Source organism: Rothia sp. CCM 9416, assembly GCF_048513535.1.
GTDB lineage: Bacteria > Actinomycetota > Actinomycetes > Actinomycetales > Micrococcaceae > Rothia.
Map to the genome: position 1 here is coordinate 50,215 of NZ_JBLXXR010000011.1, position 25,586 is coordinate 75,800.

Annotated in this window: 21 protein-coding genes and 2 tRNA genes; 10 read left to right on the forward strand and 13 right to left on the reverse strand. The window is 56.0% G+C overall.

Features of this window, described 5'->3' with window-relative positions; all coding sequences use genetic code 11:
- Window positions 1-3 precede the first annotated feature (3 nt).
- Complete coding sequence (locus ACN080_RS05985; protein WP_419100609.1) at window positions 4-1,137, reverse strand: ADP-ribosylglycohydrolase family protein; 1,134 nt, start codon at window positions 1,135-1,137, stop codon at window positions 4-6.
- A 50-nt stretch (window positions 1,138-1,187) separates the two neighbouring features.
- On the opposite strand from ACN080_RS05985, the gene ACN080_RS05990 reads away from it, so the two are divergent.
- Genes ACN080_RS05990 through ACN080_RS06000 form a run of 3 tightly spaced genes read left to right on the forward strand, consistent with a single transcriptional unit; the run spans window position 1,188 to window position 6,861 of the window.
- Window positions 1,188-2,333, forward strand: coding sequence for an exonuclease SbcCD subunit D (locus ACN080_RS05990; protein ID WP_419113291.1), 1,146 nt, complete (start codon window positions 1,188-1,190; stop codon window positions 2,331-2,333).
- Window positions 2,330-5,467: an AAA family ATPase gene (locus tag ACN080_RS05995; RefSeq protein WP_419113292.1), complete on the forward strand. Its 3,138-nt coding sequence runs from the start codon at window positions 2,330-2,332 to the stop codon at window positions 5,465-5,467. The genes ACN080_RS05990 and ACN080_RS05995 overlap by 4 nt, the downstream gene beginning before the upstream one ends.
- The gene (locus tag ACN080_RS06000; RefSeq protein WP_419100606.1) at window positions 5,464-6,861 is read left to right on the forward strand and encodes an MFS transporter; all 1,398 of its coding nucleotides are present in this window, start codon (window positions 5,464-5,466) and stop codon (window positions 6,859-6,861) included. The genes ACN080_RS05995 and ACN080_RS06000 overlap by 4 nt, the downstream gene beginning before the upstream one ends.
- 82 nt (window positions 6,862-6,943) lie before the next feature.
- On the opposite strand, the gene ACN080_RS06005 is transcribed toward ACN080_RS06000, so the two are convergent.
- The 8 genes from ACN080_RS06005 to bcp all read right to left on the reverse strand — a co-directional run bounded on the left by ACN080_RS06005 (window position 6,944) and on the right by bcp (window position 15,047).
- A complete protein-coding gene (locus ACN080_RS06005; RefSeq protein ID WP_419113293.1) occupies window positions 6,944-7,591 on the reverse strand; it encodes an MBL fold metallo-hydrolase in 648 nt (215 codons plus the stop codon).
- Between the two features lie 11 nt (window positions 7,592-7,602).
- Entirely contained in the window at window positions 7,603-8,694 is a 1,092-nt protein-coding gene (locus ACN080_RS06010; protein ID WP_419112127.1) for an S-(hydroxymethyl)mycothiol dehydrogenase, read from the reverse strand.
- An 88-nt stretch (window positions 8,695-8,782) separates the two neighbouring features.
- Complete coding sequence (locus ACN080_RS06015; protein ID WP_419113294.1) at window positions 8,783-9,583, reverse strand: alpha/beta fold hydrolase; 801 nt, start codon at window positions 9,581-9,583, stop codon at window positions 8,783-8,785.
- A gap of 81 nt (window positions 9,584-9,664) precedes the next feature.
- On the reverse strand, window positions 9,665-10,762 hold the full coding sequence (locus ACN080_RS06020) for a YihY/virulence factor BrkB family protein (RefSeq protein ID WP_419105459.1): 1,098 nt from the start codon (window positions 10,760-10,762) through the stop codon (window positions 9,665-9,667).
- A gap of 144 nt (window positions 10,763-10,906) precedes the next feature.
- Window positions 10,907-12,412: a malate:quinone oxidoreductase gene (locus ACN080_RS06025; protein ID WP_419105463.1), complete on the reverse strand. Its 1,506-nt coding sequence runs from the start codon at window positions 12,410-12,412 to the stop codon at window positions 10,907-10,909.
- 125 nt (window positions 12,413-12,537) lie between these two features.
- On the reverse strand, window positions 12,538-14,265 hold the full coding sequence (locus ACN080_RS06030) for an ABC transporter substrate-binding protein (protein ID WP_419105460.1): 1,728 nt from the start codon (window positions 14,263-14,265) through the stop codon (window positions 12,538-12,540).
- 155 nt (window positions 14,266-14,420) lie between these two features.
- A tRNA-Leu gene (locus tag ACN080_RS06035) sits at window positions 14,421-14,502 on the reverse strand.
- A gap of 74 nt (window positions 14,503-14,576) precedes the next feature.
- On the reverse strand, window positions 14,577-15,047 hold the full coding sequence (bcp, locus tag ACN080_RS06040; protein ID WP_419105461.1) for a thioredoxin-dependent thiol peroxidase: 471 nt from the start codon (window positions 15,045-15,047) through the stop codon (window positions 14,577-14,579).
- Between the two features lie 213 nt (window positions 15,048-15,260).
- On the opposite strand from bcp, the gene ACN080_RS06045 reads away from it, so the two are divergent.
- Window positions 15,261-15,875, forward strand: a complete 615-nt coding sequence (locus tag ACN080_RS06045) for a MarR family winged helix-turn-helix transcriptional regulator (protein WP_419105462.1) — start codon at window positions 15,261-15,263, stop codon at window positions 15,873-15,875.
- 156 nt (window positions 15,876-16,031) lie between these two features.
- Window positions 16,032-16,104 (forward strand) — tRNA-Lys (locus ACN080_RS06050).
- Window positions 16,105-16,174: 70 nt separating this feature from the next.
- Here ACN080_RS06050 and ACN080_RS06055 read toward each other — a convergent pair.
- Window positions 16,175-16,630 (reverse strand): hypothetical protein, encoded by a 456-nt coding sequence (locus ACN080_RS06055; protein ID WP_419100598.1) that lies wholly within the window; start codon window positions 16,628-16,630, stop codon window positions 16,175-16,177.
- A 474-nt stretch (window positions 16,631-17,104) separates the two neighbouring features.
- Between ACN080_RS06055 and ACN080_RS06060 the strand changes: the two genes are divergently transcribed.
- The 5 genes from ACN080_RS06060 to ACN080_RS06080 all read left to right on the forward strand — a co-directional run bounded on the left by ACN080_RS06060 (window position 17,105) and on the right by ACN080_RS06080 (window position 23,912).
- Window positions 17,105-18,943 (forward strand): acetolactate synthase large subunit, encoded by a 1,839-nt coding sequence (locus tag ACN080_RS06060; protein ID WP_419100597.1) that lies wholly within the window; start codon window positions 17,105-17,107, stop codon window positions 18,941-18,943.
- On the forward strand, window positions 18,940-19,449 hold the full coding sequence (gene ilvN, locus ACN080_RS06065; RefSeq protein WP_419100596.1) for an acetolactate synthase small subunit: 510 nt from the start codon (window positions 18,940-18,942) through the stop codon (window positions 19,447-19,449). The genes ACN080_RS06060 and ilvN overlap by 4 nt, the downstream gene beginning before the upstream one ends.
- A 142-nt stretch (window positions 19,450-19,591) precedes the next feature.
- Complete coding sequence (gene ilvC, locus ACN080_RS06070; protein WP_419100595.1) at window positions 19,592-20,620, forward strand: ketol-acid reductoisomerase; 1,029 nt, start codon at window positions 19,592-19,594, stop codon at window positions 20,618-20,620.
- Between the two features lie 287 nt (window positions 20,621-20,907).
- Entirely contained in the window at window positions 20,908-22,503 is a 1,596-nt protein-coding gene (serA, locus tag ACN080_RS06075; RefSeq protein WP_419113295.1) for a phosphoglycerate dehydrogenase, read from the forward strand.
- A 311-nt stretch (window positions 22,504-22,814) separates the two neighbouring features.
- Window positions 22,815-23,912 carry a hypothetical protein gene (locus ACN080_RS06080; RefSeq protein ID WP_419104648.1) on the forward strand — a complete coding sequence of 366 codons (1,098 nt, stop codon included), beginning with the start codon at window positions 22,815-22,817 and terminating at the stop codon, window positions 23,910-23,912.
- A 312-nt stretch (window positions 23,913-24,224) separates the two neighbouring features.
- Here the strand turns inward: ACN080_RS06080 and ACN080_RS06085 are convergent, their stop codons facing one another.
- The 3 genes from ACN080_RS06085 to ACN080_RS06095 form a co-directional block, all read right to left on the reverse strand.
- A complete protein-coding gene (locus ACN080_RS06085) occupies window positions 24,225-24,563 on the reverse strand; it encodes a hypothetical protein (RefSeq protein WP_419104649.1) in 339 nt (112 codons plus the stop codon).
- 84 nt (window positions 24,564-24,647) lie between these two features.
- Window positions 24,648-25,220, reverse strand: a complete 573-nt coding sequence (locus ACN080_RS06090) for a hypothetical protein (protein WP_419104650.1) — start codon at window positions 25,218-25,220, stop codon at window positions 24,648-24,650.
- 4 nt (window positions 25,221-25,224) lie between these two features.
- Window positions 25,225-25,586, reverse strand: a 362-nt coding sequence (locus ACN080_RS06095) for a hypothetical protein (RefSeq protein ID WP_419113296.1), incomplete at its 5' end; no start/stop codon positions are given.

The following is a 25,586-nucleotide window of genomic DNA, read 5'->3' on the forward strand; positions in this document are numbered from 1 at the left end:
GGTTTAGATACCCAACTGGGTGAACCAGGCTTTCTCCACGAGCTCGAGAGCGGCCCGTGCATCGAGCCCTTCCAGCAGTTTTGCCGGTAGGACGGCGTCACTCCACCGGGCACCGACAAGGGAACCAACCAAGGCCGCGATAGAGTCTGAATCCCCGTCAACAGCTACAGCATCGGCTAGCGTTTGGAGCAGGGCCTGGCTTGGCTTCATGCCCTGGGAAACCAGGCTTTCTGTAGCAAGGAGCAGGTAGAGACCGTAGCCTAGGCAGTCGGTTGCCAGAACCAGGGCACCAAAACTTTTGCGGGCTTCATGAGCCGGGGACTGCCGGTCCGCCAGTTCAAGCGCCCGGCCAAATGCCGCACGGGTGAGCGTGGCATCACCGGGAAGTAGGCTACTTTTTTCAACAGTCCCTAGCCAGTTTTTAACCTCCTTGAGGGCAAGACGTACCGGAGAATCCACCGGCACAGCAAGCTCGTGTGCACCTAAAAGGTAGCGGATCATCAGAGCGTAGGCGGCTGCTGAAACCAGGGCTTCTGGGTGCCCGTGCGTGAGGGCGGCGGCCTGGACGGCAAGTTTGATGACCGTAGCATCATCAGCAACTGGCAGATAGCCAAAGGGAGCAGAGCGCATGAGCGCACCGGTACCCAGGGCGTCAGGGTTTACATTCTTGGAAATGAACTGCATCTGCCCGGTTGCTAAAGCATTCAGAGTGGCCTTACCCGGCCCCCGCTTCTGGCGCATGATTGCCTGAGAATTCAGGGGGCGGGGGAGGGAATAGGGTGCGGCTTCGGGGGCGGTGTGACCGGTGCCGGTGTACCAGCGCAGGTAGGACAGCCAGATACAGGCCAGCTCATCGGCGGCCTGACCCTCATTGTTCCATTCCAATACTTCGGTTAATCCGTCCAGGGTAGCCAGGGTGAGCTGGGTATCATCGGATACCGCCAGGTCACCGCCTGCCAGAGCTTCTAATAAGTCGGTTTCGCCTGCTACTGACCACCGCTCAAGCATCTCGGTGCGACTGAGGGTTTCTACGCGGTAGCCCAGTGCATCACCCAGTGCGGTGCCAAACAGTGAACCCCGTAGGGCCGCGCGGTAAGCAGGTGAGAGCGCATCAGGGGCAGGAAAAACTGAAGTCATGCTCTCTATTCTAAAGCGGGGCTGACTGTAGGCCCATTAGACTAGGGAGCATGCGAATTTTGCACACCTCCGACTGGCATCTGGGCCGTAGCTTCCACGGTACCTCCCTGCACACCGTAACCGAACAGCTCATGGATGAGCTGGTAGAGCTGGTTCAGGAACAAGCACTGGATGTGGTTCTCATTAGCGGAGATGTCTATGATCAGGCTCAGCCTCGCACCGAAACTGTAGAGCTTTTTGACCGCACCCTCACGCGCCTTACTCAAGCTGGTACCCGGGTTCTTGCTATTAGTGGCAACCATGATTCAGCCATCCGGTTGGGTTTTGGCTCTTCGCTACTGAGCGCCGCAGGAGTGCACCTGGTGACCTCACAAACTCAGGTGGGAACCCCCACCCTCATTGAAGCCGGGGGAGTGTCGGTAGCTTTCTACGGGGTTCCCTATCTGGAACCGCGCCCCATCGCCGCTCGCTGGGGCACCGAGCCTACCCACGCCGGCGTTCTCGCTGAGGCTATGCGCCGCATCGAGCAGGACAGGGCAACCCGCCACGTAGATGCCAGCATTGTCTTGGCCCACTGTTTTGCTGGTGGGGCTGAACCTTCTGAATCTGAACGGGATATCTCGGTAGGTGGTGTGGAACAGGTACCTGCCCGCCTCTTCTCATCAGCCACCTATACTGCTCTGGGGCATTTGCACGGGAAGCAGAAAGTAACCGATACCGTGCGCTATTCTGGGTCGCTCTTGGCTTATTCCTTTAGCGAACAGAACCACCGCAAAGGCGCCTGGATTCTTGATATTGAGCCGGGTGGTCACCTGAGCGTCACCGACTACCAGTGGAAGACCAAACTGGTACTCAAAACCTTACGGGGAACTCTCGAAGAGATGCTTTCTCCCCAGAATATCGTTGAGTACGGTCAGGCATTTGTCAGCATCACCCTGACCGACCCCGAACGTCCAGCTCAAGCCTTGGAAGAGCTCAAAGCGCACTACGAGCATGTGCAGGAACTCTACTTTGACCCTCAAGGAGCACAGGCAGGCCAAAAACACAGCTACCGCGCGGCTCAAAGCAAGCACAGCCCCCAAGAGATTTGCGGTTCTTTCTACGAGCACGTGCGCGGGCGGCAACTGACAGATGACGAGAGCGCCTACCTGGCTGAAGTCATGGAAACAGCACGAATTCAAGGAGGGGCAGAATGAGAATCCACCGCTTAGAGCTCAAAGCCTACGGCCCCTTCCCCGGCACCGTGGCCATTGATTTTGATGACCTCAACCGCGAAGGCATCTTCCTGCTCAACGGCCCTACAGGCTCGGGCAAGTCATCCATTCTCGATGCCATCTGTTTTGCTCTCTACGGCACTACGTCCTCAGGGCGCACCGACCTTAAATCTCGTTTCGCTGAGCCTGCGGTACAGCCGCGCGTGACCCTGGAATGTACTATCGGGGGCACCCGCTACCGTATCGAACGCAACCCTGCCTATGAGCGACCCAAAAAACGTGGTGAGGGAACCATTACCGAGCAGGCAAAGACCCTGATTGAAAAATACGATGCGGCCACCGGCGAATGGGAGAGCGACCCCACTATTACCCGCCATAAGGACGCCGGCGACTTTATGCTTTCGGTACTGGGTTTGAACGCCCAGCAGTTCAATCAGGTCATGCTTCTACCTCAGGGCCAGTTTCAGCGGTTTTTGCTGGCGTCGTCCGGTGAGCGTGAACAGCTCCTCAAGAAGCTCTTCGGGACCTATGAATTTGAGGCCATCCAGAACCTTTTGACGGAGCAGGCTAAGGAAGCTGGTCACCGTGCGGAGCAAGCTAGCCATGAACTTGAGGTACTGATTGGCCGCGGTCAACGGGCTGAGCACGGCGCTCGCTTAGAGGAAAGTTATGCCCTACTGGGTCTTGAGGGCCTGCTGGCAGACTCCGATAGTGAGAGCACCACACTTTCTGCAGATAACCCGGCAAGCGCACCGGGTTACCTTGAAGAACTTGCTGCTGAGCTGGGTCAGCAGCATAGCCAGCTCCTAGAACGCACAGGTCAAGTAGCTGAAGAACTCACCAGGGTAAATGACCAGCGCGCCCAGATGATTCAGCTCAACCAGCACTGGCAGGAATATAGCCAGCTGACCCTGGTCCTAGACAAGCTGGAAAGTGCCAGAGAAACTGTTACCCAGCAGAGTAGTCTGCTGGAATCCCACCGCAAGGCGACCCTTGTATTGCCTTTCCTCACTGCGGAGGAAAGAGCGCTAGCATCCTGTGAAAGCACCCGGCAGCGCGTCACCGCGCTAAGTTTCCGGGGGCAGGAATTAGTCTCAAAATTACAGGGAAATCTTGACCAAAGGGCGCGTGAGCTTGCGACCGTGGAGAAGGTATTGGACCTTCTCAAGGATCAGCAGGACGTAGAGCATTACGAGCAAATAAGCCATGACCTGGCTGAATATGCCAAGGATCTTCAAGCACTGGACCGCGATGAGCAGAGGCTGATAGACCTGGCGGCCGAGCAGAAACAGGCCCAAGCTCAAGGTGCTCCGCTGGAAAGCAAAGTGTGTGAGGCAGAGCAGGACCTTACCGCCCATCGCAAGAAGATTCAAGACCTTGAAGAAGAATACAAAGGCCTTGAAAATGCACCGGTTGAGCTCGAAAAAGCAGGCATGGACTACGCCGGTGCCCAAGAGGCGCAACAAAAGGCAAGGGCATTGGTTCGTGCGCGTCAACGGGTTGAGCAGGCAGAGCAAGCAGCTACTGAGACTGAATCGAAACGGGTGCGGGCAGACCACCAGGCCGATGAACTTCACCGCCGCCGTTTTGAGAATGCCGCGCTGATTCTAGCCGAAGCTCTGGTTGCCGGTCAGCCATGTTCAGTTTGCGGTTCACGCCAACACCCTGCACCGGCTACCGGACTAGAAGCAGGTGCAGCGGTTAGCGAAGAAGCCCTGCAGAAGGCTCGTGCCCAGAGAACTGCCGCCGAAACCGAGGCTTCTCGAGCCCTGGGCGAGCTTTCAGCTGCCCGGGAATCTCTGGACCAGCTCACCCGGTCAGGCGCACCTGAACCCGAAACCGCCCAAAATCTCATAGCTCAAGCTCAGGACGCGCTGACCCGAGCCCAGAAAGCCCAAACACGTCGCGATGAGTTAGACCAGCTACTCCAAGAGGGCAAGACCCACGAAGAAAAGCTGAGGGCCCAGCTGGTGGCAGCGCAGCGCCTGGTTGCTGAGCACAAGGCCACAATCCAAGAACGAGCCCGAACACTGGCCGAACTTGAAGCCGGGCTGAAACCTCAGACCCAGAAGATGAGCTTTGCTGACCGCGCCCATGCTCTAACCAGCCTCAATACCTGCCTGACCCAGCTCGGTAACTCCCGCCTGGAACAGAGCAGGCAGGCTGAGGTTCACCGGCTTGCTCAGGCTGAAACAGCCCAAGCCCTAAGCCAGTCAGGCTGGAGTGATCTAGCCCAAGTGCGAGCTGCGCATCTTGCACCAGCACAAGCCCAGAAGCTTGAGCAAGAGATCCGTCACTACCAGGAACGGGTGCTTGCTACCCGTGCCCGTCTTGAGAGCCCAGCCCTGCTGAGCATTGCTGAACGCGCTAGCCGGGGCGAAACCGCGCCCGATCCGAAAGACCTTGCGGTTCTTACCTCCCGCCTAGAAACCCTCAGCCGCGAAAAGGATGAGCTCATCGCCCACTCCACCCGCATTTCGGGGGCAGAGGATGAGATCATCCAGGTACAGCAAGAGCTCACGGCCGCACTGACTCGCAGCCAGGAACTGATCGAGACCGCCCACCTGCGGCAGGAACTCGCGGCTACGGCCAATGCCACCCCCGGGAGCGATAACCACCTGCGGATGACGCTGACCACCTATGTGCTTGCCTATCAGCTTTCCGAGGTCGCTCTGGCCGCCAGTGAACACCTGGAAAAGATGACCCACGGGCGCTACCGGCTAGAACACAGCGACCGTGCTCAGGGACGCGGAAAATCAGGTCTGGGCTTGTTGGTCTTTGACTCCTGGCACAATGCCCACCGCCAACCGGCCAGCCTGTCCGGGGGAGAAAGCTTTATGGCATCCCTGGCCCTAGCTCTGGGACTGGCTGATGTGGTCCAGCAGGCCAACGGTGGCATCGAAATTGACACCCTCTTTATTGACGAAGGCTTCGGCTCTCTGGACGATGAGACCCTAGAAGAGGTCATGTCCACCATCGACTCACTCAGAGAACGTGGACGGGTCATCGGGCTCATCTCCCACGTTGCTGAGATGAAAAACCGGATTAACCGGCACATCCTCTTGCAGACTTCCCCCCAGGGTTCTAGCCTGGTGAAAGAAACAGGAGCAGTATGAGCCAGCCCCAACGTAAAACCAAAAAAACCTTTACCTACAGGACAGCGGCACCGCGATACCGTGGTGCGCAATCTCAGGTTCCTGCGACCACCGCTAGTATCCCCATCACGATTGCTGAGGGGGCCCGCAGGCTTGTCGTCTCGGCCCGCTATGCCAGGAGCAGGTTCCAGGGTATTTTGCTAGCTCACGGGTGGCGTTTCCTAGTTTTCTCTTTGCTGATGCGTCTGCCTGCGGCTATGGTCATGCTGGCAATTATGATGATGCTGGCGGTGCAGAACGGTGAGGCCACCCTAGGCGGATACGCGGCAGGTACTGTGGGCCTGAGTTCTGCCCTGATGATACCGGTCTACCGTTCCATCTCTGAACGGTGGGGCCAGCGTCGCATCTTCTTCGCCGTAACCGCTTTGAACATGGTGGCCCTGATGTGGTTGACGACTGAGTCGCTCCGGTTTTCGGGCACAAGTAACGGATCGATTACCCGCTTTCTGGTGGCCTGCGCAGTGGTGGGTGTAACCACTGTTCCCCTGGGAGCCATGATGCGAAGCTACTGGAGCGCTGAGTATCTGAGCACCAAGGATCGGCGCAAACTCAATGCCTCGATCTCCTTGGAAACCATGCTCGATGTCACCGCTATTCCCGCCGGTGCGGCAATTGCGGGCATGACTACCGTACTTTTTACCGCTCAATCCACCCTTTTTGCGGTGATCCTGATTGATGTTTTGGGGCTCATCATGTTGCTCTGGCGGCCCGAGAACCTGCCGGTGGAAACCCGTGACACCAGCGCGACCGAACGGCGTAAGCCGCTACGCGGTGTCAGCAGGTCACTACTTTGGATTCCCCAGCTGGGTACGATTTGCTTGGGTATTTCTTTGGGCGCGACCCAGGCCTCCATCGTTTCTTTTACGATGAGCACGGACCAGCTAGGTGCAGCGGGCTTCCTCATTGCCCTTCTTGGGCTCTGCGCTGTCGGCGCGGCACTCTTCGTACTGTTTGAGCGGCTCCCCATGTTCGGCTGGGTGGCCTGGCTGATTAGCGGCATTTTCTTGATGATGACCGCAATGATACTTTCCTTGCCGGGGTCAACATCCGGCATGATTCCACCCCTCATCTTCATGGGTATGGCCTACGGTATGTGCCTGGTAACCATGGACTCGGTTGCGGCCAGTCTCTCTGCCCGAAAAAATCTGGATTTGGCACTGTCCACGCTCCAGGCGAGTTCTTTAGGCGGCATTGCTCTTGGTTTTGTGTGGGCGGCTGACCTCAGCGGAAGCTACAGCTACCAGGTCTCGCTCATTATCCCGCTGGTGGCTGCGGCTACCTTCTTCTGCTTGGGCCACCTGTACGGTTTCCTGTGGAGACGCTCCTACGAAGAGCACCTGGCTCTGCTGCCTTAAAGGAGCTTGAGAACAGGCTGGGCCGCTACTTCTTTTTGGCAGTACCGGCCCAGCCCGTAGTGAATGAGCGGGTTAGCCTGGTCTAGTGGCCTCGATTCATCCAGGTATCGAGCTCAGGGGCTTCTAGGCCGATACCGGTGGAGTCACCGTGCCCGGTCAGAACCGCTGTGGACTCAGGCAGGGTAAGGAGCTTTTCCTTGATGGACTCGATGATGGTCTCAAAGCTGGAAAAGGAACGCCCAGTCGCACCGGGACCCCCCTGAAAGAGGGTGTCCCCCGAGAATACCACTCCCTCGCTGTTTTCCCAGCTGAGGGTAGGCGCGTAGAAGCAAACGGACCCGGGGGAGTGCCCAGGGGTTGCTAGAACTGTCAGCTCAGTGTCTCCGATAGTAATCCGGTCACCGTCAGCTAGCTCAGCATCAAAGTCCCAGGAGGGGTAGACCATCTCCCAGAGCGGGCGATCAGCGGGGTTTAGATAGACCGGGGCACCGAACCGGTCAGCGGCTTCACGGGCAGAGCGGATATGATCATCGTGGGCGTGGGTCAGCAGAATCTTTTCAACCCGCCGTCCCGCTAGGCGGGTAGAGATAGCATCCACGTCATGGGCCGGGTCAATCAGAATCAGGGACTTATCGTTACCTACCAGCCAGACATTGTTATCAACCTCCCAGCTACCTCCGTCGAGCGAGAAAGTCCCAGAGGTTACTAGCCGTTCAATACCTTCAGTCATTTTTACCCTCCTTAGAGTTCAACTACCGAGCGGAGCACCTGTCCGGTCTTCATGGTTTCAAAAGCCTCATTGACCTGCTCCAAGCTGATGCGTTCAGAAACAAAACCGTCAAGGTTCAGGTTGCCCAGTAGGTAGTGGCGCACAAAGAGCGGAAAATCACGAGAGGGCAGGGTGTCTCCATACCAGGCGCTCTTAATGGAACCACCGCGACCAAAGACCTCATCCAGGGGTGCCTCCCAGGTGGTGCCCGGTGCAGGGACACCCACCAGAACAACCCGGCCTGCTAAATCACGGGCTTCAAAAGCCTGCTTGAAAGTTGTCTCAATACCTACAGCGTCAACCACCAGATCGGCACCAAAACCGCCGGTTAGCTGGCGGATAGCCTCTACCGGGTCCTGCTCCGATGAGTTCACGGTGTGGGTAGCACCGTGTTCCTTGGCACGAGCCAGTTTCTGCTCATCAATATCAACAGCAATGATGGTGGTGGCACCGCCCAGCTTGGCACCGGCAAGAGCGGCAGTACCCACACCACCGCACCCGATAACGGCCACGGTTTCACCACGTTCCAACTCACCTGTATTGAGCACGGCACCCAAACCGGCGGTAACACCGCAACCCAGCAGGCCAATAGCGGCGTACTGGTCCTCAGTCAGGTCCTCAGTAATCTTGGTGCACTGACCGGCGGCAACCAAGGTCTTCTCGGCAAAAGAACCGATGCCCAGCGCCGGGGTCAGCTCGGTCCCATCCTCCAGACTCATCTTCTGGGTGGCATTATGGGTTGCGAAACAATACTGGGGCTTACCTTTTTGGCAGGCGCGGCATTCACCGCACACAGCACGCCAGTTCAGGATTACCAGGTCGCCGGGAGCCACATTGGTGACGCCCTCACCTACAGCCTCAACAATACCCGCTGACTCATGGCCCAACAGATAGGGGTAATCATCACCTACCCCACCCTGAACATAGTGGTGGTCAGTCTGGCAGACACCGCAGGTGAGAACCCTGACCAGGGCCTCACCGGCAAGGGGATCGGGCACGTTGATGGTCACCACTTCAACCGGCTGGTTCTTGGCACGGGAGATAAGGGCTTTAACCTGCTGCATCTTGTTCCTTTTCATCAGAAGATAAGTCGTGGAGCTAACCCGGTTTGTGGGGCGCTCGCGGTTTCTACGCTACCGTGTGTTGGCTCACCTAGCTAGCTGGTGTCGGCCTGTGACGAACCATGAACTCTATGGCGGTGTCTCTGAGCTTACCACTGGTCAGAATATTGATATGGTCGCGCCTGGGGTACTCTAACCAGACAGCTTGATCTGGGGCAAGGAGCTTGTAGGCTTTGAATGAATCACGGGCTACGGTGTCTTGATTACCCCGGAAAAAGAGAACGGGGCATGCAGGCATCGGGCTGGAGGAAAAGCTTTCTATGGGTAGAGCCGCGAAGGCCTGAAGCTGGGGTTCTGGCACTGGCGAACCTGCCAGGATATCGGCAAAACCATCTGGGAGCCTGCCACCGGTGCGTAGTGCCCGGTTAATGAGCGGCACATGGTTGGTAAGCGGCATGGCCCCTGCAACCAGGGAGCTAACGGCATCGGGGTAGAGCGAAGCGAGAGTCCAGCAGATACGGGCACCGATGGAATAACCTACCAGGTGCACCTCACCGCTGAGAGTAGCCAGGTAACTGGCCAGCGATTCAGCTATTGCGCTAAGCAGTCGCTGTGTGGCTGGTAGTTGGTAGCTGACAGCACCAGGTGTTTCCTCAGCTGATTCTGGGAGCCGGTGGTAGGGCAGAGTCACCGTGTGGACTGTAGCACCCTGGGCCTGAAGCTGGCTGACCCAACGGGTATGGTGCCAGTTAACCATTGGTGTAGAGGCGAACCCGTGAACCAGAAGCACATGGGCCCCCTCCAAGGGTCGGGTTGGTTGCCCGCTGTCCTGCGGCGTAGGTGGGATAGAAGCAACAACTAAAGGTAGCTGGTCGGTGGTGGCGGTGGTCATAGGCTCATCGTACGGTGCATCTAGGGTGAAGAAAACCCCGGTCACTGACTGACAGCGCCGGGGCAACCTTGCAGGTGGGCTTTACTCCTTCTCTTTTTCTTGGGCCATCTTCTCAAAATCGACCCCGCTATGGGAGAGACGGATTTTTCGGCCTTCCTCAATCAATTCTTCTTGCTTCTGCTGAATCTTGATAGCCATAGTGTCGTCTCTGGGTGGTAAGCGCAGGTTATCTTCTGCCTTGATGCCTGCTTGAAGCTCACGGCTACGTTGGATCTCTGCATCAATCTGAGCACCGAGTAAGAGCACATTGTTCATGATCCATATGAATAGGAGCATGACGATAACGCCACCGATCAGACCGTAGGTGGCATTATATTTGCCAAAATTTGAAACATAGAAGCTAAAGCCGGTACCGGCCAATGCCATAAAGACCAGGGCAAAAACAGCGCCAGGGGTCAGGAAGGTTAATTTGGGCTGCCTGACGTTAGGAGTAGCAAAGTAGAGCAGGCTGATCAGGACAACTGCTAGGGCCAGCATGATTGGGTAACGTAGCCACATCCAGATTCCGATGAATCCGCCCAACTCAAAGTCGGGAACTGCGGATTGGATCATCAACAAAACGTCCCCAGATGAGAGGAAGACCAACATCATGGATACTACGATGAGCACTAAAACGGTCGTAACCATGAGGTTAATAGGTCGTAGCTTCCAGATAGGGCGACCCTCAAGAACTCCATAGATTTTATTCATAGCACGGCCAAATGCTCCGGTATAGCCTGAAGCGGTCCACAGCGCACCGACAATACCGGTGACCAGGGCCAGACCGGCTGCACTGGAGCTGGTCAGCTGGGTGATGGGGTCCTCAAGAATCGTGAGCATTTCCTGAGGAGCATAATCTTGCAAGAAGCCCAAAATGGTCTTTGCCGTTTGTTCCCCCTGCCCAAAGACACCCAGCAAGGAAACGATGGCCAGCAAGGCTGGGAATATAGAGAGCACCGTGAAATAGGTCAGGGCCGCCGCTAGATCGGTGCACCCGTCGTGGCTAAACTCGCTGAGAGCCCTTTTAAAGATGTATTTCCAGCTGGACCCACTGACCTCGGTGAGCTTAGAGGGCTTGGGCCTTGCTTGGTGGGTTGGTTCTGTGCGTGAGCGTTTGACGGTCGTGGCTGCACGGCCCATAGATAAGTTTCCTTCGATGACTTGAGATGTTAATCAGTAGATATCCTATCAGGGGCTTGTGAGCGGCAAAATGCTGCTTACTTCAGGTAGAAAGAGTTGTGCCCCGGGCTTTTGAGCCCGGGGCCTTAGAGTCAGCCTGCCATACTAGTTGTCTATACCCAAAACCTTAGAGGTGTAGGCAAAGAGCTCATCGGCTAGCTGGTGGTTGTCGTTGAGCTTGACACCGTAGCCGGGAACTAGCTCTCGAATGCGTGGCTCCCATTGGCTAAGCTGCTGGGGGAAGCAACGGGCTAGCAGGTTCAGCATGATAGGTGCGGCTGTGGAGGCCCCCGGTGAAGCGCCGAGTAGAGCCGCTAGGCTGCCGTCGCCCGATGCAATGAGCTCGGTACCGAACTGTAGGACGCCGCCCTTCTTGGGGTCTTTCTTGATAACCTGAACGCGCTGACCGGCGGTGATGAGCTCCCACTCGTCATCGACTGCGGTGGGGTAGTATTCGCGCAGAGACTCAAGGTGCTTAGCACGATTCTTAAGCAGCTCACCGATCAGGTACTTGGTGAGGTCCATGTTATCCAGCCCGGCCCGCACCATGGGGACAAGGTTATCGGGGCGGAGCGAGAGCGGCAGGTCAAGCAGGGAACCGTGCTTGAGGAAGTTGGTTTTGAAACCCGCGTAGGGCCCAAAGAGCAGGGATCGCTTGCCCTTGACATAGCGGGTATCAAGGTGGGGAACAGACATGGGAGGAGCGCCCACTGATGCCTGGCCGTAGACCTTAGCATTGTGGCGCAGGGCGGTTTCCTGGCTGGTGTTGCGCATGAAAAGGCCCGAGACGGGGAAACCGCCGAAGCCCTTGCCCTCTTTAATGCCAGATTTTTGGAGGAGGCTGAGGGCACCACCGCCGGCACCCAGGAAAACGAAGCGTGCACGGATGGTTTCTTGCTGCCCCTTTTCCTTGAGGTTCTTGGCTGTGACCACCCAGCTACTGTCGCTTTGCTGGTTGAGATCGGTGACCTGCTGGCCGTACTGTACCGATACACCCTGGTCTACCAGGTAGTCGAGCATCTGCTGGGTGAGGTTGCCGAAATCGACATCGGTGCCCTCCGGTGACCAGGTGGCGGCAAGGGGCTGGCTGGGGTCGCGGCCCTCAACGGCCAGGGGAGCCCACTCACGAATCTTGTCGATATCGGTGGAGAACTGCATGCGCTCGAAGAGCTTCTGCCCTTCGAAGGCTTCAAAGCGCTTGGCCAGGTAGTTGGAATGTTCCTGACCGAAGACCAGAGACATGTGGGGTACGGGGTTGATGAAGGAAGCGTCCTTGAGTTTTCCTTCTTCAACCAGCGATGCCCACAGCTGGCGGGAAATCTGGAACTGTTCGTTGATGCCCAGAGCTTTTGCTGGGTCAACGGTACCGTCCGGCCCTGCCGGTGCGTAGTTGAGCTCGCAGAGGGCCGAGTGGCCGGTGCCTGCGTTGTTCCAGGGGTTTGACGATTCCTGTCCAGCCTCATCAAGGCGCTCTAACAGGGTGATGTTCCAGCTGGGTTCTACTTCTTTGAGTAGGACACCCAGGGTTGCGCTCATGATACCGCCGCCGACTAAAAGGACGTCGGTTTGTACTTCATTAGCCACTGTTTGACACTCCGTCGCTGTACTCAGACTTGGCGCCGAGCTGGGGCGCCTTGTGTGTGGGGTTTCACCCCAGGTTCCTTATTAGCCTAGTACAGATAGGGCGACCTACCTAACACTGTGACGGGGTTGCGCCCTAATCTCTATGGCTGGTGTCAATTCTCTACATCCACCGTTGAGAACACATCGAGGCAGGTAGCAGTGACGGTGTAGCTTGTGACCCGTGCGCCCTGAGTGACACCGGATACCGGGTAGGCCAGGGGGATAGCGGGCAGGAGCTCAGAGACCTGCGCGTTGAGTTTGCGGTAGGCATCGCGCCAGGCAGAGATATCGGTGATGCTGTCTGCCTCGTCAATGGCTTGCATGATGCTGGTGTAGCTTGATGCGGCTTTGGAAGGGTCGTCGGTAGCTGGTTCCCCTGTACTTGGGGTAGAAGTCGATCCCCCTGGGTTCATGCTGATCTCAGCTGGTGCTCTTGATGCGGGCGCAAGAACCTGCCCCAGGAAAGCAGTGGGGTCGCGGTAGGCGCCGATAAAACCTGCCAGTTCTAGCCCGTAATTGGGGTGTTTGGCAGGGATATCGTCACTTCCTTGGTCGGTCCACTGGTAGGGTTTGGGCACAAGGTTGAAGCCCGCACTGATGAGGTTGGTTGCAATAAGAGAGTAAATGCCCTCTGGTGAGGGTAATGAGGCCAGCGAAACATTGACAGGGTAGTAGAAGTCGATGCTCTGGTTAGCGTAGGTTGAGGTTCGCAGTAACTCTTTTGCCTTCGTCGCTGAGTAGTTATAGACCTCCCCGGCTTCGGGGTTCTTCATCTGAAAAAGTGCGGGGATAAAATCGGAGGCTGCCTTGGTTCCCTGGGGGTAGTAGGCGCTAATGAGGGCGGCCCGGTCAATAGCGCAGGCTAGAGCCTGACGCACTCTGAGGTCATCGAAAGCTGGGTGGGCTAGATTGATGCCGATATAAGCAACGGCATAGGGGTCACGAGATTGCACCGCGTACCCATCAAGGGCCAGAGGGACATAGTCTTTGAGGGCTACCTGGTCATAGGCGTCAATCCGGCCTTCAACAAGGTTGTAATAGCGTTTCTCGGCACCGGGAATAGTCACAAATTCCAGGCGGTCAATCTCGGGTGCTGTCCCTCTATAGTTCTCAGAGCGTTCGAGAACAGCCGTGGCTCCATCCCAGCTTTTAAGAGTGAAAGCGCCGCTACCGATGGGCGATTCAACCGCTGCCGTATTGTTGGCAAACTGGTCAGGCTTCATAATCCCACATGCGGGCTGAGTGAGGGCTTTGAGGAAACTAGCGGAGTGACGTGAGAGGGTAACTGTAAAACGGGTGTCAGTTTCAGCCGACCAGGCACTGACCAGAGCTGGGGCTGGTCGCCCACTGGCGCGGGGGGTTTCTGCTAAGAGGTGGGCGTAGGCCTGGTTGAGCTGCGTCAAGGGAGCTGCGGCCAGAGTCTTCCAGCGGTCAAAGTTCTGGGAGATACTTTGTGCATTTAGGGGGCTACCATCACTAAAAATTAGATCCTTGTCTAAGGTGAAAGTGTAGGTGAGCCCGTCGTCGCTGATATCCCATTGCGAAGCCAAGCCTGGGACAGGCTCGCCCGTGTTGACGTCTGCCCCTACCAAGGGGTCAAGAATCTGGGCGCTGATGCGGTGGCTTTCAATGCGGGTAGTAGCGGTAGGGTCTAAGGACTGTATCTGCGCAGCCTGTGCAAAACGGAATACTTTACCGCTACCGCTAGAAGCTGTTGCGCCCCTCGGTGTGGCGACGGGTTGGCGGGGTGCTGAGGTAGAGCAGGCACTGAGTGCAAAACCAGCGCTGAGCGCAGCGCCAATGCCTAGAGCCTCCCGGCGAGTTACTGTCTCTGCTGCCATTGCTATTACCTCTTGATGACATGGCTGGGCCCCGCCCAGGGCCGCTATCGGGTCTTGGGGCTGAGGGGTTACTGTTGACTCCCTTTGGGGGGAACATAATCAAAAAACCCGCTCAACCGGGAATGAACCGGGCGAAACGGGTTATTGATATAGAGTGCGCGAGGAGGGACTTGAACCCTCACGCCGTAAGGCACAGGAACCTAAATCCTGCGTGTCTGCCAATTTCACCACTCGCGCAGGTGGTGCTGTAAGCACAACACAGAAAATCATACAGCACCAAGTGAGCTTTTTCCTAATTGATGGTGGGTGAGCTAGCTATCAATTCCCAGATCGCGGCGGAGCTTTGCAACATGCCCCTTGGCCCGGACGTTGTACTGGGCAAAAGCGACTTTGCCGGCTTCATCAATAACGAGGGTTGAGCGAATGAGGCCTACATAGGTTTTCCCGTAATTCTTTTTCTCTCCCCAAGCGCCGTAGGCTTCGGCAACAGCGTGGTTCTCGTCGGAGAGCAGGGGGAAGGGTAGGTCCTGGGTGGCGGTGAATTTATCGAGTGCAGCGATACCGTCGGGAGATACCCCCAGAACCTGGTAGCCATGTGCGCTCAGTGACTCAAGGCTGTCTCGGAAGTCGCAGGCCTGGGTGGTACAACCGGGAGTAGAAGCCTTGGGGTAGAAGTAGAGGATTACTTTGCGACCGGTGAAGTCTGCTAGCGAGACTGTTGAGCCACCGGCGGCGGGGAGCGTAAAATCAGGGGCGGTAGCTCCTGGCTCGAGACGTGCCATGGTATCTGCCTTTCAGATAGTGAAAACAATGGGGAAATCGTAATGATATCCCGTGAAGAATATGTGGGTCGAAAACCAGCTTACCAAGTAGGTCGGTGCCCTAAATAGGTTGGAAGGTCGCGGTCTTGAGAGGCTGGCTAGAGCTCCTCGTTAACTTGAAACGCTTGTAATGCGCCCGGTTTAGCATCAGCTAAACGTGTCTATACTGTTGGCATGCCAGAAATTCGTAATTGGTCTATTAATAGACTCCTCTCAACAGCTGCACGCATGCTGGAATATAGCTGGAATGCTCAGCTTAAATCCTTAGGTCTTACTCATGCCGGTGTCACGGCTCTCGATGTGATTGCACGGGAAGGCATGATCTCCCAGGTTAAGGTTGCCTCCCTGGTCGGCGTTCAGGCGCAGACTATGGGAAAGACCTTGGCCCGGCTCGAAGCCCACGGGCACGTCTTTCGTACACGTAACACGATCGACCGCCGGAGCTACCTCTTAGGTATTACCGAGGAGGGGCGGCGGGTCCTGGCTGAAGCGGAAAACATTGACCGTATGCTGGGTTCAGCCGGTGAGCTGTCGAACCCTAAATTTCGTGAAATGTTGGTACATATCATTGAGAGCCTCAGCGAGCATCACGGTGGTGGCGAGGTCTTAGCGGGCTTGGCCGAAGAGCAGTCCGCGCAGATTGGCGCCCTGACCCATTCCTTGGTTCAGGGCAGCGGCGGTGAGGGTTTGCCCCCTGAGACCAATGTCGAGGCGGTAGCGCAGGAACGCACTATCACAGCGGTTATGGATGTCATTACCCCCGAGACGATTGTTCAAGGTCATTCATAGCATTGCACTGGCGCCCTGAAGTGGCCGGTTTGATAGCAGGTTAAAACTAGTTTTTATGAAGGTTCTCACAAACACCCTTATGGGTTTGTGCAGTCCCCATGGGGTGTGTATAGTATTTATCTGTTGCCAGGGAAACCTGGTCAAACAAATGAATAGGCGCCTCTAGCTCAATTGGCAGAGCAATTGACTCTTAATCAATGGGTTCTGGGTTCGAGTCCCAGGGGGCGCACAGAAGAAGAGAGGCCTGACCGGTTTACCGGTCAGGCCTCTCTTGTGCGTGCCTATACATTGACAGGTGACTACAGGGCCCATGCGTCAATGATGACCCGTTTGAAATCTTCAATATCAAGGGCCTGGTCCAAGACCCCCGATCCCTGACTCGTTTCAACAAAGTGCTTGGGGTCAAAGGTAAGAGAAAAAGAGGTTCCGTTGGTTGCCTCTAGCCCAAAATTGAGGTCTGTGACGGCAAAAGTGCGAGCCGCATTGGTGTTATCAATCGAGGTGGGGGTGCCCAAGCTACGAATCTGAGGTAGGTCGAGGGGAGCGATAATCGCCTCCCGGGGGGTGTCCCGGTAACCGACCAGGAAGTAACGCTGCTCGTCCTCCTGGAGTGAAGCCACATCGGAGTTACGGTAAATAGCTGAACCTGTTGCAAACACAAGGTTATAGGCACCGTAATTGATGATCTGGCTATCGAAGACCGTGTGAAGGGCCTTGGCGATCTCATTGCTGGTGAGCTGATGTGAGGCAGTCATGCCCCCAGTCTACGGTGCAGGGCTGTGGCTCGGGGCAGTTAAGCCTGTGGGGATATTAAATGACACAAGATGACAGCGGCATCCGCAGGGGGACCCAATGGGTGTTCGCCCGCTGACGAGGGCAGGCTTGCGCTGCTCACCATAGACCTGTGACCAGCCGAGATTTTTTACGCGCAGTGAACCCAGTAACGAAATATAGTGTCATATTCTAAGACCGGTTTGACCTGCTGGCCGGGAAAAGCCAACAATAAAGAGTATGACATCACACCAGCAATCACAGATTATTTTTGTGGTGCGACTCCTAGCGGAGTGCGCAGCATAAGATGCTCTGTGTCTGATGGCGTGCGCACCCTTCGCTCAACCAAGCGGAGGGTTTTTTTCTAGGTAAAACCGTGACCCGGTAGCACCTGGCCCACAGGGCGTACCCCACCGCTCGCACACAAGACTATCTTCGTACCACCACTAGGATCACCCATGACGACGGGACAACCCATCAACCCGGCAGATCTCGCAAAGAATCTGAGGGCTGCATCCGCACCCTCAGAACCCTCACCCCTTGAACGTATGACAGGCTCCCAGGCTATCGTCCGTTCGCTCGAAGCGCTGGGCGTCACCGATATCTTCGGCCTGCCCGGTGGAGCCATCCTTCCCACCTATGACCCCCTCTACGACTCCGAGCAGCTCAATCATATTCTGGTGCGTCATGAGCAGGGGGCTGGGCATGCGGCGGAAGGCTACGCTATTGCAAGCGGCAAGGTCGGTGTGGCAATCGCTACGTCCGGCCCCGGTGCAACCAACCTGCTGACCGCTATTGCCGATGCCAATATGGACTCTGTACCGCTTGTTTGCATTACCGGTCAGGTATCCTCTGCCGTTATCGGTACCGATGCCTTCCAAGAAGCAGACATCGTGGGCATGACCATGCCGATTACCAAGCACTCCTTTATGGTGCGGGACCCTCAGGAAATTCCGCGGTGCATCGCAACAGCTTTCCACATTGCCTCCACCGGTCGCCCCGGCCCCGTCCTGATCGATATTACCAAGGACGCGCAACAGGGCATGATGGACTTCTCCTGGCCTCCTGTTACCCATGAGGCACGCGGCTACAGCATCGTTACCCGCGGCCACTCCAAGCAGATCCGTGAAGCAGCCAAGCTCATCACCGAATCCCAGCGTCCGGTCCTATACGTGGGAGGCGGTGTCGTACGCGCCGGTGCATCGGAAGAACTCATGAAGCTGGCCAAGCTGACCGGGGCACCAGTTGTCACCACGCTGACTGCTCGTGGTGCCTACCCTGACTCCGACCCCCAGAACCTGGGTATGCCCGGTATGCACGGAACCGTACCAGCGGTAACAGCCATGCAAAAGTCCGACCTGCTGATTACCCTCGGCGCTCGTTTCGACGACCGTGTTACCGGTGTTGTCTCGGAGTTCGCCCCGGAAGCTAAGGTCATCCACGTTGATGTTGATCCGGCTGAAATCTCCAAGATCAGGGTTGCGGATGTGCCCATCGTGGGTGATTTGCGCCAGGTCCTTCCCGAACTCAATGAGATTCTGACCGGTGAGTTCTCCAGCGCCCTGCCAGACCTCACGGACTGGTGGACACTGGTTAATAATTTCAAGCAAACTTACCCCCTGGGCTACACCAAGACCAATGACGGCTTGGGGGCACCCCAGTACGTTATCCAGAAGATTAGCGAAATGACCGGCCCCGATGCCTACTACGTCACCGGGGTTGGCCAGCACCAGATGTGGTCAGCTCAGTTCATCACCAACGAAAAGCCCCGCCACTTTATCAACTCAGCGGGCCTGGGTACCATGGGCTTCTCCGTACCCGCCGCTATGGGTGTCAAGGTCGCCTTCCCCGACTCGATTGTCTGGGCCATTGACGGCGATGGCTGCTTTCAGATGACCAACCAAGAGCTGGCAACCTGCGTCCAAAACAAGATCCCCATCAAGGTCGCAATTATCAATAACTCGTCCTTGGGCATGGTGCGCCAGTGGCAGAACCTCTTCTACGATGGCCGCTACTCCAATACCCACCTTAAGACCGGCATCGGTACCGAACGGGTCCCGGACTTTGTCAAACTCGCGGAAGCCTACGGTTGTGCCGGTTTGCGCTGTGAACGTGATGAAGACGTTGAGGCGACCATCGCCCAGGCCCTGGCTATCAACGACCGGCCCGTTGTGGTGGACTTTAACGTCAGCCCCGATGCCCTGGTCTGGCCAATGGTTCCAGCCGGTGTATCCAACGATTTAATCCAAGTTGCTAAAGACATCTCACCGACCTGGGATGATGAGGAGATGCTATGAGTCGCCACACCCTCTCTGTTCTCGTAGAAGATAAGCCCGGTGTGCTGGCCCGCGTATCTGGCCTCTTCGCGCGTCGTATGTTTAATATCGATTCCCTGGCTGTGGGCCCTACCGAGGTCCCTGGAATCTCAAGGATAACGGTTGTAGTGGACGCAAGCGATTTGCTCCTGGAACAGGTCACCAAACAGCTCAATAAGCTCATCCATGTCCTTAAGGTTGTTGAACTTCCTGCTGACAACTCAGCTCAACGTGACCACATCCTCATTAAGGTGCGCGCCGATGTTGCAGCCCGTATTCAGGTGACCCAGGCCGCTGACCTCTTCCGGGCTAGCATCGTCGATGTCTCCCCCGAATCGGTGGTCATTGAGGCAACCGGATCAGCCAACAAAATCAACGCTCTTCTTGAAGTGCTTGAACCCTTTGGTGTGCGGGAAATTGTTCGCGCAGGAACCATCGGCCTCTCCCGTGGCTCTCGTTCCATGAACGAAAAAGCCCTCCGAAGCTAGAACCGGATCTAGCTCACTTACTTTCACAATGTAAAGCCCCTGTCTACCCACGGCAAGCGCCGCCATGTAGGTTAGAGGTTTTCAAACCCCACAGATCGGGTAGCGCCAGCTACCCCTCTACCGATCAAGGAGATCGAAACACATGGCAAAGATCTATTACAACGACGATGCAGACCTGGCTAATATCGCAGAGCGCTCCGTAGCGATCATCGGCTACGGCTCACAGGGCCACGCTCACGCCCTGAACCTGCGCGACTCAGGCGTAGATGTCCGCGTTGGTCTTGCAGAAGGCTCAAAATCCCGTGCCAAGGCCGAAGCAGAAGGCCTGCGCGTACTTACCGTTGCAGAAGCAGCAGCCGAAGCAGATGTCATCATGATTCTGACCCCGGACCAGGTCCAGGCAGAAGTGTTCAAGAAGGATATCGCTCCCAACCTCAACGAAGGTGACGCTCTCTTCTTCGCCCACGGCTTCAACATTGTCTTTGGCTACATCGAAGCTCCCGCCGGCGTAGATGTTGCCATGGTCGCCCCCAAGGGTCCTGGCCACACCGTTCGCCGCGAATTTGAAGCTGGCCGCGCGGTTCCTGCCCTGGTAGCCGTTGAAAAGGATGCCTCAGGTAAGGCATTGGACCTGGCTCTGGCTTACGCCAAGGGCCTGGGCGCAACCCGCGCCGGTGTCATTGAGACTACCTTTAAGGAAGAAGCCGAGTCAGACCTCTTTGGTGAGCAGGCTGTTCTCTGCGGTGGCGCTTCACAGCTCATCCAGTACGGCTTTGAGACCCTGACCGAGGCTGGCTACCAGCCTGAAATTGCATACTTTGAGGTTCTGCACGAGCTCAAGCTGATTGTTGACCTGATGATTGAAGGTGGCATTGCTAAGCAGCGCTGGTCCATCTCTGACACCGCTGAGTACGGCGACTACGTTTCCGGCCCTCGCGTTATCACCCCCGAGGTCAAGGAAAACATGAAAGCTGTTCTGGCCGATATCCAAAGTGGTGCTTTCGCCAAGCGCTTCATGGAAGACCAGGCCGCAGGCGGCCCCGAGTTCAAGGAACTTCGAGCTAAGGGCGAAGCACACCCCATCGAAACCACCGGCCGCGAACTGCGTAAGCTCTTTGCATGGACCAACAGCGTGGATGCCGACTACGTTGATGGTTCTGTAGCTCGCTAAGGCGCATGAAGACCGTTCGCTGCTTAAGCGCCGACACTCTCTGAGCTGAAGCCGACTACCTGCCAAACCGTCAGGTGGTCGGCTTTGGTTGTTCTATGACCCTTACAGCGGTCAGACGGAGTGCCCCCTGTAGCCCTTAAGGTGAACTACAGGATGCACCTACTCCGGCCCCTCGCAGAGCCCTGCACCGGGGGGGCAACCCCCAATCTTTGATGAGGCGTCCTTAGGGTCCGAAGCGCCTCTGCCCATACGAGAGAACACCCTCATTACCTGAACCAAGGAAAACCGTGACTGCAAAACCAGTTGTACTGATTGCCGAAGAACTATCACCTGCCACTGTCGAAGCCTTGGGCCCCGATTTTGAGATCCGCACCTGCGACGGGGCAGACCGCCAACAGCTCCTGAAGGCTATCACCGATGTGGACGCTATTCTCGTCCGCTCTGCCACCCAGGTCGATGCCGAAGCTATTGGAGCTGCCAAGAAGCTCAAGGTGATTGCTCGAGCCGGTGTAGGCCTAGATAACGTCGACATCAAGGCCGCCACCAAGGCCGGTGTCATGGTGGTCAACGCACCTACATCCAATGTTATTTCTGCTGCAGAACTGACCCTAGGTCATATTCTGGGGCTAGCCCGCAACATTGCGGCCGCCGACTCTTCGATGAAGGCAGGGGAGTGGAAACGCTCCCAGTTCTCCGGGGTCGAGCTCTACGAAAAGACCGTAGGCATCATTGGTCTGGGCCGCATCGGTGGCCTGGTGGCTGAGCGTCTGCGTGCCTTTGGCACCGAGCTTATTGCCTACGACCCCTTTGTTACGACCGCGCGTGCCGCGTCACTTGGCGTTGAGCTGATGGAGCTGGATGAACTGATTGAGCGGGCAGACTTCATCACTATCCATATGCCCCGTACCCCAGAGACCCTGGGCATGATTAATGCCAAGAGCTTCAAGAGGATGAAGAAGAGCGCTTACGTCATTAACGTGGCCCGCGGCGGGCTGATTGACGAAGCTGATCTCGATGCCGCACTGCGCAGCGGTGAGATTGCCGGCGCCGCCATTGATGTGTTCGTCAAGGAGCCGGCTAAGAAGGTTCCCTTCATTGGTTTGTCGAATGTTGTGGCAACCCCTCACCTAGGTGCCTCAACCTTTGAAGCCCAGGAGAAAGCAGGTATCTCGGTGGCTAAGTCGGTACGACTGGCCCTTGAAGGGGATCTCGTGCCCGATGCGGTGAACGTTGCCGGTGGGGCCATCGACAAGGACGTGCGCCCCGGCGTGCCCCTGGCCGAAAAGGTTGGCCGGATTTTGACCGCCATTGGCGGCGACGAAGCCTTGACCCGCGTTGAAGTCAAAATCGCAGGTGAAATCGCCACTAAGGACGTCACCTCACTCAAGCTCTCAGCCCTCAAGGGGGTCTTCACCGATGTTGTCTCCGATAAGGTGTCCTACGTTAACGCCCCGATTCTGGCTGAGCAACGCGGCCTTGCGGTGGAGCTGGTGACCACCACCGAAACCGATTACTTCCGCAACGAAACCATTCTGACCGGTGCCCTGGCAAACGGTGAGGTTGTATCGGTGGCAGGTACCGTGACCGGCCCCAAGCTCATTGAGAAGCTGACCAACGTCAACGGCTACGATGTAGAAATCGCCATTACTGACCACATGCTGGTTCTGGAGTATGAGGACCGCCCCGGCGTCATTGCCGCTATCGGTACTTTGCTGGGTACAGCCTCCATCAATATCGCCGGTATGCAGGTTTCTCGCCACGAGAAGGACGCGCAGGCCCTATGTGTTCTGGCCCTTGACTCAGCACTGACCTATGAGGTCTTGGAGTCCATCAAGCGGGTCGTGAATGCTTCACGCGCCGCAATTATCAACTTGGCTGACTAAGCTCTGAGTTAGCCTCGGCATGGGGTGCCTTCTATCTCCCGATTGGGGGAGGGGAGGCACCTTTTTTGTGGGCTGATGGGGGAATGACCAGTGGGCTCATGAGCGGTTCTTGTGGGCTTAAGATAAATGTTTTTCCATATCAGAATGATATTAAGAGGGTGAAAGTGATGCGCAATACTGGTAGGTTAGAGCCGGTCGCTAGCAACCGCTGGGGCTTACAGCCTCTGAAATAAGGGGCGCACTGCGGGGTAAATATCCTGGCAGTTCCCAGCGGTTCTGGCACCCACAGACCCCGAGATAAAGGATGTTCAATGTCTTCTGCACACCCCATTAGCCGCCGGGCTCTGGCACCCCTGTTCCTTGGAGGTATAGCGGCTATGGCCCTACCCGTGGAACAGGCATCAGCAGCCATAACCTCACCACTTAGCCCCGCCTCCTACCTGGCGCGAGGAACGGTTGCCCAGCGTAATGTCTCGCAGATGCCGGTGCTCTCCAACTCTGCACAGATGGCCAACTACCTCAAGAATCTGCACAGCAGGTATGTGAGTGACCGGTTTAGAGGCAAGCTACCTCTGAGCGGTAATGTCTTCGCCTACAGTATCCCCATTCATACGGTCAACAGCAAAGACCCCGCCCAGCACTACGAATGGTTCTACAGCCTCGATAACCGGGTTAGATACCAGAGTGATGAGTATAAGAGGCTGATGGGGGCTGAAAGGGCTGTACGCCTGCCCGTCCCTAAGAACTTCCAGATTCCCGGTGGTGGGGACCGCTCTATCGCTATTTACGATCGGGGAACCGGTATCTGGCGTTCCCTCTACCAGGTCAAGAAAACAACCAGTGGGAGTCATGCCGGTCAGTGGCATTACAGCTCCGGCGGCTATATTAAAGATGCTCACAAGCTCCCCGATTCTAAGCACAGCCTGCAACTGACCGGAGGCACAAGTTCGGTGGTCGGGATGGCCAGCGAACTCACCCAGATCGGTATTGACGAGGTTCTTGCCGGCTCTATCAACCACGCAGTTTCTTTCACCCTGCCTAATGCGCGTAGCGGCTTCTCCTGGCCTGCACGCCAGGGGGACGGTAACCTGACCCATGCTCTGGCACCCTATGAGGGGCAGTGGTTCCGCATCAACCCCGCAGTTAACCTCAATACCCTGGGGTTGCGCCCACTAACCCTCATGATCGCGCAAGCCGTGCAGAAATACGGTGGCTATGGCAGTGACCGTAACATTTGGTGCATGGCGGCTAACTACGAGTATGACACCAGCCAGTCCCAAGCAAACCAGGGCAATTCACGCTGGTACACCCAGGTGCAGAAAAAGTACGGCCAGGCACCCGAAAACCTGCATGATTTCCCCTTCCAGCACCTTCAGTTCGCTCCCAAGGACTGGCGTGGCGGGCTTTAGAATGGGTCGAAGCCGGTGATATTTTCTGATGAGTGAAGGGCTCGTCGGTAGTATGTGTGGCAGATCTAGTTGAGGCTGGTGGTTTGACCATCGACCCTAGTGCTAGACCTGCTGTGCTGTTTGTACCGGTCAAGGGAACTGCAACGGAGCAGTTGTAGGCTATAGGGCAATCACGCTTTTTAGCCACACAACCTAAGCCCTATCAACACTGGATGAGGGAAGCTGTCATTCTTCCGGCTGGTGTACCCGGTAGTCGTACGTGGGATTGCCAGGCTAGGTATAAAGGCGGAAGAGCCCCCGAAATAAACGTTTTTATCGATGCATTCCATTTGAATAGATTGACCAGCCAGCTATAGCAGCGGCAAAAGAAGCTACTGCAAAAGCAAGGACAGTATATAGAAGGGCGAGAATCGATGAAATTATTTTATTCTCACTCTTCCTAAAAAGAGGAACTAACAGGGCTATACCTAAAAAGATAGCGGCGCTGAACACCAGGAAGGTGCTTACGGATGTGAGTTGCTCATCAGTGCTCAAAAATACGATTGATAGCTCAAGGAATACGCATGCAAGAAAACCTATGAGGCCTGCAATGATAATTCCGTTGGTAGAGCTCTGATCAGGTTCGGGAGTGGGGGTATTTTCTTGGGGCATCGTAATTTTCTCCAAAAAATATTAAGTAAAAATATATCTCAAAAGAAATTGATTAAAAAAAGAGTTTTAACTCAACAGAAGAATTTATTGGGCTATTTCAGCGGGAATGACTTCGGCGGTAGACTTCTGGTCGTCTTCTAACCCGGGTAAACATTGCGTTTCTGCGTCAATTATCTCAGCTCTATCACTTACTGAATACACCACAACGGTCTGATCGGGTAAGTCGGTGACAATACTAAAATAAGCGTCGTCTGCCCACACATTACGGACTTTGAGTCCTTTGGCTTCCCATGCATTCCTTACCTTTTCAGCTTTTTCTTTGAAGGTTGTAGTGGTTGGTGAAGGGGCTAGCATGGTGGCATACACCTCGATTCTTCGGTGAGTCGCATCGCATGAAATAGGTGTTAGATCGGCCCAGGATGATTCCTTGTAGGGGAAGTCCTCCATGCCGTGCTTCCATTTAAATTTTTCGTAGTCTCCGTTGGCTGAGGCAGCTAGCGTTACTGTGGTGTAGAGGTTTTTGTATGCTTCGTTGGCTGATGGTGTGGCTGTTGATTCTGGGGATTGTGGTGTGTTCATGGTGCCGCATCCTGTGAGGAGAAGTTGTGAGCAGATGGTGATTGATAGCAGTGTTTTTCTGATGTGGTTTTTGGTCATGTTTTTATTCTGTCTTTTGGACATCTTCCCAGTTGATTCCACGAGCTCGAGCATATTCTCGAAGCTCCTCTTGGCTTACAGGCGTCTTTCGGTCATTAGCAGGTACATAGGTGTAATTATTTGGTCCGACAGATTTGATCTCAGTGAAGTCTGAAGGATCCACGTATTCAAGTAGCCTACCAATTTTGTCTCTGTGACCGGTGGTCCATAGGGCTGTCTGGTCAAGAGCTGATGTACCAGGTTTGAGATAGCCCTCTAGGCCATCCTCATCATAAAGGGCATGGCCATCCGTATCTTGAAGATAGTTACCATCCTGGGTATAACCGCCATCTGAAGTAAGCTCAGTGGGTTTGGCTCCATCTGGGG

Coding starts and splice junctions, on each gene's coding strand:
- ACN080_RS05995 (WP_419113292.1), top strand. CDS start 2,330: ATGAGAATCCACCGCTTAGAGCTCAAAGCCTACGGCCCCTTCCCCGGC.
- ACN080_RS06085 (WP_419104649.1), bottom strand. CDS start 24,563: ATGCCCCAAGAAAATACCCCCACTCCCGAACCTGATCAGAGCTCTACC.
- bcp (WP_419105461.1), bottom strand. CDS start 15,047: ATGGCACGTCTCGAGCCAGGAGCTACCGCCCCTGATTTTACGCTCCCC.
- ACN080_RS06005 (WP_419113293.1), bottom strand. CDS start 7,591: ATGACTGAAGGTATTGAACGGCTAGTAACCTCTGGGACTTTCTCGCTC.
- ACN080_RS06045 (WP_419105462.1), top strand. CDS start 15,261: ATGCCAGAAATTCGTAATTGGTCTATTAATAGACTCCTCTCAACAGCT.
- ACN080_RS05985 (WP_419100609.1), bottom strand. CDS start 1,137: ATGACTTCAGTTTTTCCTGCCCCTGATGCGCTCTCACCTGCTTACCGC.
- ACN080_RS06020 (WP_419105459.1), bottom strand. CDS start 10,762: ATGGGCCGTGCAGCCACGACCGTCAAACGCTCACGCACAGAACCAACC.
- ACN080_RS06060 (WP_419100597.1), top strand. CDS start 17,105: ATGACGACGGGACAACCCATCAACCCGGCAGATCTCGCAAAGAATCTG.
- ACN080_RS05990 (WP_419113291.1), top strand. CDS start 1,188: ATGCGAATTTTGCACACCTCCGACTGGCATCTGGGCCGTAGCTTCCAC.
- ACN080_RS06010 (WP_419112127.1), bottom strand. CDS start 8,694: ATGCAGCAGGTTAAAGCCCTTATCTCCCGTGCCAAGAACCAGCCGGTT.
- ACN080_RS06080 (WP_419104648.1), top strand. CDS start 22,815: ATGTCTTCTGCACACCCCATTAGCCGCCGGGCTCTGGCACCCCTGTTC.
- ACN080_RS06000 (WP_419100606.1), top strand. CDS start 5,464: ATGAGCCAGCCCCAACGTAAAACCAAAAAAACCTTTACCTACAGGACA.
- ACN080_RS06090 (WP_419104650.1), bottom strand. CDS start 25,220: ATGACCAAAAACCACATCAGAAAAACACTGCTATCAATCACCATCTGC.
- ilvC (WP_419100595.1), top strand. CDS start 19,592: ATGGCAAAGATCTATTACAACGACGATGCAGACCTGGCTAATATCGCA.
- ACN080_RS06015 (WP_419113294.1), bottom strand. CDS start 9,583: ATGACCACCGCCACCACCGACCAGCTACCTTTAGTTGTTGCTTCTATC.
- ACN080_RS06055 (WP_419100598.1), bottom strand. CDS start 16,630: ATGACTGCCTCACATCAGCTCACCAGCAATGAGATCGCCAAGGCCCTT.
- ilvN (WP_419100596.1), top strand. CDS start 18,940: ATGAGTCGCCACACCCTCTCTGTTCTCGTAGAAGATAAGCCCGGTGTG.
- ACN080_RS06030 (WP_419105460.1), bottom strand. CDS start 14,265: ATGGCAGCAGAGACAGTAACTCGCCGGGAGGCTCTAGGCATTGGCGCT.